Origin of the sequence: Marivirga arenosa (assembly GCF_030503875.2) — a bacterium.
GTDB lineage: Bacteria > Bacteroidota > Bacteroidia > Cytophagales > Cyclobacteriaceae > Marivirga > Marivirga arenosa.
Map to the genome: position 1 here is coordinate 1,946,621 of NZ_CP129968.2, position 13,197 is coordinate 1,959,817.

The 13,197-nt window shown below is 29.5% G+C and carries 7 protein-coding genes; 1 reads left to right on the forward strand and 6 read right to left on the reverse strand.

Going from position 1 to position 13,197, the window contains the following annotated elements:
• Positions 1-123: 123 nt before the first annotated feature.
• The 6 genes from QYS47_RS08315 to QYS47_RS08340 are packed head-to-tail and all read right to left on the reverse strand — an operon-like array spanning position 124 to position 12,245.
• Positions 124-1,404 carry a hypothetical protein gene (locus QYS47_RS08315; protein ID WP_302126154.1) on the reverse strand — a complete coding sequence of 427 codons (1,281 nt, stop codon included), beginning with the start codon at positions 1,402-1,404 and terminating at the stop codon, positions 124-126.
• The gene (locus QYS47_RS08320) at positions 1,401-2,441 is read right to left on the reverse strand and encodes a hypothetical protein (protein ID WP_308356989.1); all 1,041 of its coding nucleotides are present in this window, start codon (positions 2,439-2,441) and stop codon (positions 1,401-1,403) included. Before QYS47_RS08320 ends, QYS47_RS08315 begins: the two co-directional genes overlap by 4 nt.
• Positions 2,438-5,542 carry an nSTAND1 domain-containing NTPase gene (locus QYS47_RS08325; protein WP_322348359.1) on the reverse strand — a complete coding sequence of 1,035 codons (3,105 nt, stop codon included), beginning with the start codon at positions 5,540-5,542 and terminating at the stop codon, positions 2,438-2,440. The genes QYS47_RS08320 and QYS47_RS08325 overlap by 4 nt, the downstream gene beginning before the upstream one ends.
• A complete protein-coding gene (locus tag QYS47_RS08330; RefSeq protein ID WP_308356987.1) occupies positions 5,543-6,913 on the reverse strand; it encodes a hypothetical protein in 1,371 nt (456 codons plus the stop codon).
• Positions 6,910-10,092: a SpoIIE family protein phosphatase gene (locus tag QYS47_RS08335; RefSeq protein WP_322348360.1), complete on the reverse strand. Its 3,183-nt coding sequence runs from the start codon at positions 10,090-10,092 to the stop codon at positions 6,910-6,912. The genes QYS47_RS08330 and QYS47_RS08335 overlap by 4 nt, the downstream gene beginning before the upstream one ends.
• On the reverse strand, positions 10,089-12,245 hold the full coding sequence (locus tag QYS47_RS08340; protein WP_322348361.1) for a hypothetical protein: 2,157 nt from the start codon (positions 12,243-12,245) through the stop codon (positions 10,089-10,091). Before QYS47_RS08340 ends, QYS47_RS08335 begins: the two co-directional genes overlap by 4 nt.
• Before the next feature lie 535 nt (positions 12,246-12,780).
• Here QYS47_RS08340 and QYS47_RS08345 point away from each other — a divergent pair.
• Complete coding sequence (locus QYS47_RS08345) at positions 12,781-13,170, forward strand: DUF1987 domain-containing protein (protein ID WP_308356984.1); 390 nt, start codon at positions 12,781-12,783, stop codon at positions 13,168-13,170.
• Positions 13,171-13,197: the final 27 nt, after the last annotated feature.

Genomic DNA, 13,197 nt, shown 5'->3' on the forward strand with positions numbered 1-13,197 from the left:
CTAATGAGAAGTAAAACTTTTATATAAGTGTAAAACTGTTTCGTAACTTTTTAATTTAATGTAACTTACAATATAAACGTTTGGGGAGTAATTGACAAATTTATATGGAATAATAGAATTTTACTAAAAATTAATCTTCATTAAACCAATAGCGGTCGAATTATTATCAAATGTTTTATGTGATAATATCACTAGGCTATTTCCACCTTCATTTACTATTTTTTGAATATCATAAAAACCAGTACTATTAAACATAAAATTTTGGCCTTCTAACTGAGTACCAGATTGCGAAAATTTTAATAAGTAGGAAATATGATTGGCTGAACCTTCATCTATTGTTGAGATAATAATATTTCCATCACCATCTTCTGTTAAGCTAGTGATTTTATTGCCAAATTCAGAAAAAGAATAAATACTTTGAATCTCATTGTTATTTTTCCCATTGTAATCTTTAGAAATCAAAAATATAGAGTCATTATCTATATAGTTTCCAGCTATATAATTTTTCCCATTCGAGTGATATAGTATGTCCCCAAATTCTTCATTTTGGTCTGAACCTATATAAATAATTTCACTGGCGGTTGAATTTAAATCAGAATAAATATGCCAACTGATATTGTCAGATGAACCTGAAACGGATCCATTTGGGTTTTCACTAAAATTCTGACCTAATACTTCATATAATCTATTGGGGGTATTTCCCTTTCTTATTTTGAAATCTGTACTGTTATTAAAAACAATATCATCAGGTTTTTGCCTTATTGCTGTAATAATAGAATCATTCTTATCATTGAAATCCATAGCAGTTAAATCGAAAATCTGTGTATATCTATTTAAGTTCCCACTTGAACTTTGTCTAATATTTCCTACACAAATAATATTTGGAGGTAGAATTAGAAAGTCATTTAATTGCACTATTCGATTTTGATTGACTCCTAAAGTTTTTATTTCAGCAGACAAAGAGTCTTCAATATTTGCATTAGAAGCTCTTGCAGGTATTCCATCTAAGTTCGTTTTAATTAATATATTTTGGTTAACATTAACTTGTGATTGATCAGTTCTACGATTTCCCATTATGTAAACTGAATTATCGGCCTCATTAAATTTGACACTTACGGCTTCATCATAGAAATCAGTGGTAATCTGATAGAGACTTCTTTGAAGTCCATTGTTAGCCACATTAATTACTATAATATCAGAATTTTCTTCTGATTTTAAATTTCCTACAACTATATATCCTGTTGATTCTGGTTTACAGATAAAATCAATAGCTTCAACATTTTCTGAAACAGCATATAATTTATCGAAACTAGGTAATTGTTCGCTTTCTAAGGCTTCAAAATTGCATGCTGAACATATCGCAAGTAACAGAAGAATAATATGTAAGAAATGTCTAGTTATCATTGAAAATTAAAGAAAGGGATATTAAATGTGAGATTCAATTGAAATACTAAATTTGCGATATCATCATCTTTCAAAACCATCCCATTTAAAACTGTTGTTTTGACAGCCTCTTGCCTCGCTAAATCATTTAGATGGTTTCTAAAATAATTACTTACTCCTAATTTGACTTCGCCATAATTTTCTCCAATTTTTATCATTGTCCCTATATTGGCATTAACAGCAAAATTAAAAATTGCTCTTCTGTCTAAAACACTTTCAGGACCTGCTATATTTTCTTCATCTACAGATTCAGAAAAGCCATTTATATAGTTCGATATTTGATAATTAAAATTCCCTCTTCCAGTAGCCCCTATTTCAACAAAAGGTTTCCATTGATAAAAATCTTTCATATATCTTGCCATCAAATTTAAATTAATACCACTGTTTGAGCTTTGGTATTCGATTGTTGTGAAACTTCCATCTAACGATTCATTTCTTTCAAAGTATCCATATCTTTGATTTTGATATTGTAATTCTGCACCCACTACAATACTTTTCACCAAAGGATATAAATACTGAATCCCTATTTGTTCTAAAGAAAATTTTGGAATATAATTAGGAGCTTCGTTACCCAATGGATTAGTAGATCTGTAGTCAACAAGTCTAATGTAATTAAGATTAGTGCCAAAAGTCACTCCAATGAAATATTTTATGTCAGTATCTATACTATTATATAATGAATACAATTCAGATGGATCAACATTATCAATTACCTGATAATCTGTTTTAATATTTAATAACTTAATTAGGGTAGATCTTGCCTTTTCTTGTTGGTTTATATTAATATAAGTAAGCGTTAAAAGCCTTAAGGCCACAATTTTTTGAGTTTTATCAAAGCCGTTTTCTAAACAATCGTTTAGTTTGCCTGGTACTGCGTATAGATTACCACTTGAATAATCTGCACGTGCCTCATTTAAATTTCTTTCACAACTAGACTGTGCAACTAATTGAATGGATGCTAAAACGATAAATGATATGGTGATTATAAAAATTTTCATCTTGCCGCATCTAGAAATTTACTTTCTTCAAATATTGGATCATATTCTAAATCATCACCAATATATCTATCCCATTCTTCAGGAGTAATATCTCTGCTCATTTTTTCTTTCAAAGTTTCAGCAAGTAATTGACTTTTAATAGGGTATAAGCGAAAAACTTGATCTTTACATCCAGCAAAAATATGAGATTCGTCCATAAGCGCAATAGCATTAACCCATGAACCAGGTTCATTTATAATCATCGGAAATTCATCAGGATCATTTAAGTTCCATATACGAATAGTTCCTTTAGTACTTGCTGCAATTATTTGATTTTCTTTTTCATTAAAGGTGATATCAGTCATGATTTCTCCATCGCTACCTCTTAATGTAATTGAATTGGTTACATCATACTGATCATTAAGATAGAATAAATTAACCTGACCTGAGTTGTCACCAGCAGCTAAAATATTATTTCCAATTGACAGGGAATGTATATATCTATTATTTGAATCGCGTATAACTGTTTTACTCTCCTTAGAATTTAAATCCCATAGTTCAATTTTTCCATCCGTATTTCCAGTGGCCAAATAATCATTATTCAATAGTTCAATATCGTAAATTCTACTGTTTGTATTAAGGAAAGGTTCAATCCTATTATTTGAAAATTTATAAATGTTATTATCAGAAGCTGAAAGATAGAAATCCGTACTGCCTTTAACAAAACTGATATCATAAGCATAGCTATCAGGTAGGCTGTATTTTTTAACTTCTCTGATTCTATTAGAAACGTCAATAACATAAAAATCAGAACCATCTGTTAAGGCAACTAAACTTTTATTTTCTTCATCAACATAAATTTTCTTGACAAAAACATTTTCTTCATCAAAAATAACTATGCTTCTGTTGGCAGTCATATTATCAACTTCCCATGCATTTATTCTTCCTGAAGTACCCGTTGTGTACAAATATTTACCTTTTACAAATTGTAATGATCTAACATCAGTTGATTTACTTCTGAAAGCGTTATAGTAATCCTGATCGAAATTTTTTACAGCATAGAAAAGACCATTGTAAATGTCATTATTACTGTCATAGCCTTCATTATTAATATTATACTTAAATCCAAGATAAGCTAATAGCGCTTGTAATTGATCATCTTCCATTTGCAATGACTTTACAGCCAATGATTGTGCAATAGCTCTTAAACTTAATTGTCTTGTATTCTTTCTTTCTGATTGTAAATCACTATTGATTTTTTCGAGTTCTTTTTGTTGCTCTTGTGCTAATCTTCTTGCTCTACTTTCTTGCTCAGCTTTTAAAGCTAATTCTTGTCTTGCCTGACGCTCAACTTCCTGTGCTTCTTGAGCTAATAAGAAGTTATACTCAGCTTTTTCTCTTTCAGCATTAGCTCTAATACTTGATTTATTTGCCTCAATTCTTCTTCTTTGTGCCTTTAATTCACTTTCTTTTGCTCTTTCTGATTCTCTTTGAGCTTCCAAGGATTTTGCTTCGGCAATTTCTCTTTGTCTCTCTGCAACCCTACTTTGGTTAAAGGCATAGAATAAGAAAACTAATGAAAGCACTGCTGCAGTCCCTAAAATCGTTGCAATAATTTTAGATCTTTTCAAACGCTTTCTTTGAAGCATTTCTTTGGTTTCCAATTCCTTTTTATAGGATTGCTCACTTTTTTCTAGGAATAAAATAACCGCTTCAAAATTGTTTTCATATTGAAGAGCCCACTTAAGTGTTGGTTTAGTATTGTTCCTCCATTCTATAGCTAATTGTAAATCAGGTGGTCTCCATAAACCACCACTACCGTTTTGGTATTTGTTGGCTGCTTCTGATAGTCTAAGATAAATTCTAGCAGATTGAGATTCTTGCTGTACCCAGTTTCTCAATCTATACCAAACCCTCATCAAAGCCTCGTGACTTATATCGATTACGGATTCGCTGGTTAATTCAACTTCCTCACGAGGAGTTAAGAGTGCTCTACCTTGAATTCTAAATTTATCGATGATTTTAATCAGCACATGTTCTTCTTCATCCACAATTTGAGAAATCTCTCGAAGTGGGGTTGGCCTTCTAATACCATCATTATCACTTCTTTTTTCGGTGATAGTCTTAAATAATTTCTCGCAGATCTCCTTCTCTTCTTCATTTAATTCATAAAAAGCTTCATCCGCGTGTCGTGATAAAGCTTCATTAACTCCTCCAATTGCCTCATAATGAATGTAATCAAGCTGATCTTTATCATTTCCTGAGTCAGACCAATAATCCCATGTTCTCATTAATGCATGCTGCAATACTGGTAATTGATCAAACCGATCCCCCATATCGTTTAATAACCTTTGGACTAATCGATTTGATATTTTTGCATCACCTACAGCAACTGGCCCCGTAATAACAAGCTTCTTTTGTTCACGGGTCATTTGAGGTATCAAATAGTGACTATCATTAATTTTATTGGTTAATTCTGGAAACTGTTCACAATCTCCTAGGAAATCGGAACGCATAGATAAAGCAATATAGATTGGGACTTCTGTTTGCTCTATAGCCTCCAAAATCAAATTAACATAAGCTAATGATTCATTAATATGTCGTGGTTCACCTAATTTTCTGAATCTGAATATTTCTTCAAATTGATCCAGATACAATAGTAAGTTTTTGCCTTTTAAATGTTTATTGAGTTTGAATAAGTCAGTTAAGCCTTTGGTGCTTTTATGGAGCACAGCTTCAAATAAATATTCATTGATAAGATTATGGGCAGTATCTAATTCGTCCTCTTTGCTTTTTTGCTCGATATGTTTCTTGAAACCAAGTGCTAAATTTTTAATAGGGTTGAGTCCTGGCTTAGCAGTTATAATTTCCCATTCATTTCCTGCTTTAGAAATAAAGCCTCCATGCAGAGTAGGAATAACACCAGAAAACATTAAAGATGATTTACCTGTACCTGATGAACCGAGAATATTAACAAAACGGTTTTTTTCCAATATAGCTAATACCTCATCACTTTGCCCTTCACGACCAAAATAAAGATAGCTTTCATCTATGCCAAAAGGTCTTAAACCTGGAAATGGATTAAAATTGTTTTCCCTATTATTAATAAAAGTTTCTTGCACTTAAACTGCTAAATTTTGTACTACCTCAAATAATTCTTCTGGTTTGTTTTTTGGAATCAGTTGAAAATCTTTGAGTTTTTCCCGGTTAAATATAGTATTATCATTGAACAAAATATATTTACCTAATATTTCTTTTTCATTTCTAAAACCCGGAGCCTTCTTTATCTCTGCAGACATAGAACTTAACCAAGGTAAATTATTTTTAAAAAATAAAATGAAGAAATAGTCAGCTTTTCTTAATAATTCATAATGTAAATGCCTATAATCAGTCACATTCTCCACATTATCAATTAATTTTAATTCAAATTTCTCTGAAATATTTTTATTCCTCAATAAGTCATCAAAATTCGCTTTATCGATTTTGCTATCAGAAATTACGTAAATTAATTCTTTTAAAGATTCTTTTTCAACCTCAGTACTTATCTTAATTTTAGTAATGTTTTCCTTTACAATTTCTTTAAATTCTTCAATTGTAGATTCAACTGCCTCAATATTGGGGTAAGGCTTTAATTGAACCTTTAATTCACTGTAATGAGCTTTCTTTTCTGGTTTTTGACTTTCAACAGGACTAAACCATATCAGTCTTTTAATATTAGAACATTTATCAAAAGCTTTTTTTCTTTGCTCTCTTGTCAATCCTATAAATTCATCTGGAAAATGAATGGCCAGATCACATTTTTTCATGAAGAACTCCTCTGGATCAGACATATAGTTTGCCTCAATTGAGAAATCTTCATCTGGAAATATCTCAGAGCCATAAGCTTTAAGTTCCCTTTTAATAGTATTTCTGTTATGATAATAAGCTTTATTTTTATCAGAAATAAAGATGGTATTTTTAGGCTCATTTACTTCTTTTGATAGAATTGAAATGGTATCCAATAAAACATCAGCAAATACTTTCCAGTAGTTTTCATTTTCTTGGTATTCACTCCAGCCTTCATAAGTTTCATAATTTTGTTCATTTATTAAGCTATTATCATAAAACCTATAGTAAGTAGGAGTGGAAAGAGATAAAGGTAAATCTTCAATTTTTACAGGTGCTTTGAATACTTTTTTAATCTTAGAATTAATAAGAGGAATGTCAAAATTAAAGGCTTGCTCCAGTTCATTAGAATCTTGATTAAGGTTAGAAGAAAACACCATGGCAGGGGATAATATGTAAAATATTAAATCAGCACGGTCAAAATCATCTTTAGTAATTAATTCTAGCTCATTTTTGTATTCAAATTCAACCGGATTTTCAAGCTGATAAGCTAGTCCAGTTTTTAAAAACTTTACGAAATAATCAACCCATCCCAATTCTTGGTCAGAACCTTTTATATTATCGTTTTGAGTAAACTTTAAGATGATATGTTTCTTTTCTTCTTTCATAATTTCAATCCAATTACCAGTATATCATCTGTTTGTGGATAACCTGATTTCCATTCTTCTATTTCTTCATGCAAAATAGTTTTTTGATCTAATACATCTTTATCATGAATTCTTAGCAATAATTTCTTAAAATTGCCTACCAAATACTTAAAGCCTTTTTCACCTCCAAATTGATCTTGATAACCATCAGAGAATAAATAGAAGGTTCTTTCTTTACCATCTGTTAAATCTAATTGATGTGTAGTAAAGATTCTATCATCTCCTCTTTGTTGGCCACCGATCGCATGTTTATCACCTTTGATTCGAATCAATTCATTATCTTCAATATACATTAGTGGGTTCTTAGCTCCTGCGAAATACAGCTGCTTAGTAGTTTTATTATAAGTGATTAAGGTCATATCCATACCATCATTCACTTGTGTTTCATTTTGACGCAAATCATGTATGATGTCATGGTTCATATCAGTCAATATTTGCCCAGGATCATAAACCTTTTTCAGTTTTGTGATATTATTTAGCAAGTTCATACCTACCACACTTACAATTGCTCCTGGTACACCATGCCCTGTACAGTCAACCGCGGCAAGTATTAATAGGTCTTCTCCTTTTTCATTTTTGACTTGGTTGAACCAAAAGAAGTCACCACTTACCATATCACGAGGCATAAAATAAACAAAGCTTTTTTCAAATGCTTTTTTAATTTCTACCTCAGTACTCATTAGTGCATTTTGAATTCTCTTAGCGTAATTAATACTTGAAGTTAATTTACTGCTGGTTTCTTCAAGAAGGTCTTTCTGTTTTTTAATTTGCTGATTGGTTAATGAGAGCTCGTATTTTTGAGATTCAATCTGCTTATTCTTTTTTTCTAATTCACTTTTTTGTGAGGTGATTAACTCATTTAATTGTTTTAACCTTTCAGCCTTCAATACTTGTAAATGAGATTTTTTCTCAAGATCTTCAAGACCTTTATGTAATTCTTCCTCAAGATCTCTTGCTCTATTATTTTTAATACTGATTACTGTTCTGTATCCGACAAAACCTAAAAGAAAAACTGATATAATACTTGTTAAATAAAACCAATTTCTTTTCCATATTGGAGGTATAACGTAGATGTTAATGTTTGCTTGATTTGCACTTTCTATTCCATTACTATTATATCCTATAAAATTGATTGTATTTAAACCGTCATTTAAGTCAGTCAGAATAATTTTTTCTCCATTTCTTATTCTTCTTTCCGCTTGGCTCGTGCTTAAATTTTTATAACCTATAGTGGCTTTATCACAATTGAAGTGAGATATAACACTAGGTTCAATAATAACTATTGCATTACTGCTAATTTTCTCTTGATTTTCTAAAAAGTAAGTAGTGTCGTAAGGATTATTAAAATTATCTAACTCATAAGCAAAAGCATTTTTAACACTTACACTGGGGGGAACTAAATTGGGTATTTCTTTTAAAGGGTTATAAATGGAAATTCCATTATCATGAGTAAACCATAGAAGCGAAGTAGAATCTTTTTTGGCGCTTTTAAAGTAAGTAGAAATTAGAAAATCATTTTTGTTATACTCCGTGAAATTCTCTAGTATGCTCTCCTCTTTATTAGGATTTACAGGGAATCTTAATAATTTGTCTGGAGTTGAGATCCATAAATTATTTTCAAAATCATCAAATGTATTAAGAATTCTAAGTTCAGTTGTTAAATCAGTTTTTATATTAATTTTTGTAAAATCACCTTTATAATTTACCTTAAATACATCTGACAAAGTATGATACCAAAAACCTTCTTTAGCGGGGATAATGTTATTAATTTTAATAGAATCAGGGAATACAATTGAATTCATCATTACGCCCTCATAGCTTAATCTGTTTATAGAATTGTCAGAATAAGCCACTATACTATTGTTGGTATGAATCAAATTATTTACTGAGCTAAGATTTACAATTTTTGAAATGGGTTCAAAATCTTTATTGACAGTAAATAAATTGTTATTTTGACTTTTTGCTAAAAATGTATTTTCATCAATATAAGCAGTAGGATAGAAGAGGTTATCTTTTTTTACTAGTTGTAAGCTTCGCTTATCTCCAGATAATTTATAAATATTTTCATTGAGCGTTATGATCCAATCTTCTCCGTTGTAAAATGCATGATAATTATCAAGTGGTTTATCACTGCTATTAATTTGAATTTTTCTTAATCCAGTAAGGGCACTGTAGTAGATGATTTGATTATTCGAAATAATAATATTGCTCGTTTCTCCTGTAAATATTTCTAATACATCATCAATTAATAATTTAGAGAAAGCGTTATTTTGGCTGATTTTAGTAAGATTATTTTGGCCTAAAACCCATAGGTTACTTTCTTTATCATTAAATAGTTTATTTCCAGTAATTTGTTTAGTGCCATTTTCATAAAAAGCAGGATTGACATTCATTAAATCATTAACCCTTAAAGCTTTATTTATATTCAAAAACCAGGTTTTACCAAAGTCGTCAATAATAAAATCCATTATTGCAGAATTACTGCTAAAGTCTCTTACAATTTTTTCATCATTTAATTGAAAAATCGCATTTTCACTTAATATGTAAATGGAAGAGTCATATTCAATTATTTTTGTCGGTTTAAGAAATGATCCAAATGATGAAATTTCTTTATTGTCTTCAATTAGACTAATTCCATTAGAATGACCTATTATTGTAATATTATTACTAACCTTAAAAGTATTGAAAGCATCACTATTACTAGTATATATTTCATTTAAGTTGCCATCACTCCATTTAAATAAGCTGTTTTTACTAATCATCCATAATTCATCATTGAATATTTCAAATTGAACTATAGCATCTGTTGAAATTTCAGCTAATGAGTCTGATTTAGGGGAATAAAGTAGTAATAAGTTATTGGTAGCAATGAATAATTGGTTTTGGTATACTTGTAGTGCATTTATAGATTTATTTTTAATGCCTACTTCTTTAAAATCACTACCATCATAGCTAAGAATACCTTTATCTGTATTAAAATAAATAATTAAATTATCTGCTTGAGTGGCCGATATGAAATTTCTTTCACCTAAGAAGTCATTTACTTCAAATTTTTCTGTTTTTTGAATTTGTGAAAAACTACTAAATGGTATTATAAACAGATAGAAGAAAATGGTAATATAGGGTATACTAGTTTTCAAGCAGCGTTTTGATTTAGTTCTTTGATGTTTTTACTCTTGTCTTTATCTGGCAAGATATTAATATATTTTTGTATTATCTCATTATACCCTTGAATTATATTCATTAGGGTAACTTCTTCTATAATTAAAAACCGAGTATCTTCTTCACAATAAAAGAAAACATTATCGGCTAAAGTTTCATGATCAGATAATCTAATGATGTCCCTTTTATTATATTCATAAAAATCAATTCCATTTTTAGAATAAGATATGGTTCCCGTTTCAATAATCCAATAACCTAAATTAGATTCTTTTTGCAACGATATCTTGTGTTCTCCAGCTTTTAAAACACTGACTTTAAAATAAGTATGGAAATTAATAATTTCAGAAATTGATAACGAATTTAAATAAGGAATGCTGATTAAGAATTTGATTTTATCCTCCAGCATTAAATTGTCAGCATTAATTTGCTTGGGGTTAGCAATATCGAGATTAGATCTAATTAAATAATCAATTCGCTTGGACTCATCATCTACAAGTCTATCTAAAAATATAGTATAAAACTCTGGTAAGTTATTGTAAATATTAACAGCAGCCACTTCTTTCAATAACCTATTCTTGTTTAAAAATTCTGCGGCTAATTCAAATGGAATATCTTCTTTATAGGTGTAATGCAAAATATTAAGGGCACAGGCTCTGGTCCAGCTATTAATTTGATCGTATTCCTTTTTTAAAATATGCCAAATAAGTTCTTCCTCGGCTTCAAATTTAGGTTTTAGATTTATCCCTGGAAATTCATCTTGAAGAGCTTCTAATAATACTCTTTCATAGGGAGAAAAGATTGTTTTTAATTTATCTCTAACAGAAATGTTATCCTCAAACATAATATCTATCAAGAGATTAGTGGCAGCATGAAGTGATTTATCATGGCTTTTATAGCCATTAAATATTTTTTCAACTACCTCCCCATGATAATATAATTTCACAATATTGATAATAAGGTATATGGCTTCCTTATTCTCATTCTCAATTGCATTTCTTAAGGTTTTAAACTTTTCATTTTGAAGCTGTAGTTGATTAATGAGATAGTCATTACTTAAAATGCTTAACACCAAATCATCAAATAGTCTTTTAAAATATCTTCTGTGATTTTCAGTAATTGGAATGTCATATTCTACAATTTTCTTCGCAGCTATCTTTCTTACATTACTATCATTATCATTTAATGCAGAAAAAAGCAAATTATAATTACTATGGTTCTCTATTTGACAAATCAGATTAAAACATGAATCAACAAACAATAGATTATCCTTTCTTTTAAAGTATTCGATTTCAAGATATTTGATTGATTTTTCTCCAATTTTTTTAAGAGCCATTTGTGCCCAATGGGTCAAATTAGGTTTTTCAAGATGCTCAATTAATATTGAGATAATATTGATGTCATCATAATATCCCGCAACGATACAAGCCGGTTTTACTATAGCTATTCGGCTATCATTAAGTAATTTAATAATTAAATTCTTATCATCTTTTGTGATCTGGTTTCTTATTATTCCTTTAATGATGCTTAAATCATTGGACTGTTCAATAAACTCAAATGGATTCTCAACAAGTTCTATTTTTCTTCTCAGGTTTTTAAGATAAAAGTGAACATCAGAGAGAACCTTAAAGATTTTATCATCACTTGAGGTATTTGTAATAATAGCTTCTAAACTTTCTATTAGATCAATAGCTGAAAGTCTTTGTAGAGTTAATAGTAGACGTTTCTGGTTTTCATAATTAAGTTGATGAAAGTCGTCTTCTAATTGTATTATTGTTTGATATGGATTTTCTTCAAAAATTAAAGAATTGTAACGATCTTCTGTTTCAATACTTTTTGCATCTGAATCAATTTTGAAGTAAAGAAAGATCGATTTATGTATAAATCCATTTAAGAAAAACATGATTCCAGAAAAAATCATGAGAAAACCAGTAGGGAAATAAAGAGAGTATTCCAGTGATTTTGGAGTGTAATCGTAAGCTAAACCGAAAATAGCTACAGAAATTAAAATCACATATATCTCGTAATTTTTATAATTTGCTAAAGGCCTGCTTTGAATTATTTCAATAATTGCTTTTTCATTATTTTTACTAAATGCATTCCAGAAATAAAAAGAAATTAGTAAACCTGACATGAATAGAATTGATCCAATAAGTCCAAACTCTATTTCAATTCCCCCTGCTTGTCTATTGAAATAAATTAATATAATTACAAGTAAAGAAAAAACTAGATTGAATATGTTAAATAGGTTAGCGAACAGATTTTGATGAATTTTTGAGCGTAAAAGCCAATATAAACTGTACCTAACTTTGCTATTTATAAAACTGATTAATACTAAAGATCCTAATGCTAATATATAGGCAAAATCAGGATCAAGAATACTATACGCACCGAATAAATAAATAAATGTAAGAGAACCAAAACACAATAAATTCAGGAAGTATATAATTGTACTATACCTTAGAATCTTACTTTTGTATAAGTTCTTGTATGTGTGCGTGTTTGAGTTCATATTTTAAATCTAAACTTAAATAATTGTTTAGACAACCTTTTCCTGATAATCGAAAGAAAAGTTTAATTAATCGAAATTTTATTACATGTGAAATTTTTTTTAGCGAAAAGATGAGGATAATCACTATTATTGTTAAATAATCAAAAATTACTTTTTAATGAGTGTATTAGAAATTCCAGCTAAAGAGGCAGCTCCATACGTACGATTTGATGAAGAAAATGGTACTTTGCAAATAAAAGGCAAATCTTATGATGAAGATGTTGTAATGCTTTACAGCATGCTTAGAAATAAGTTGAAAGCATTTGGAGGTAAAAGTCCTGATAAATTAGATGTTAATATTTACTTGAAATATTTTAATACTTCTTCATCTAAATGTTTATTTGATTTATTATCTGATCTTAAAGATTTAGAAGATAATGGAACTAAACTATCTATAGTTTGGAACTTTGTTGAAGGAGATGATGAAATGGGAGAGGATATTGAAGATTTTAGAGATTCACTAGATATGGAATTTGAAGTAGTGCCCTTAGAAGATGATATGGCTTAATTAAAATTATTTCAATAAAAAAGGGAG

Bases quoted from the DNA above. Each gene is read 5' to 3' on its own strand.
- QYS47_RS08330 (WP_308356987.1), bottom strand. From the start codon at position 6,913: ATGAAAGAAGAAAAGAAACATATCATCTTAAAGTTTACTCAAAACGAT.
- QYS47_RS08320 (WP_308356989.1), bottom strand. From the start codon at position 2,441: ATGAAAATTTTTATAATCACCATATCATTTATCGTTTTAGCATCCATT.
- QYS47_RS08345 (WP_308356984.1), top strand. From the start codon at position 12,781: ATGAGTGTATTAGAAATTCCAGCTAAAGAGGCAGCTCCATACGTACGA.
- QYS47_RS08340 (WP_322348361.1), bottom strand. From the start codon at position 12,245: ATGTCAGGTTTACTAATTTCTTTTTATTTCTGGAATGCATTTAGTAAA.
- QYS47_RS08315 (WP_302126154.1), bottom strand. From the start codon at position 1,404: ATGATAACTAGACATTTCTTACATATTATTCTTCTGTTACTTGCGATA.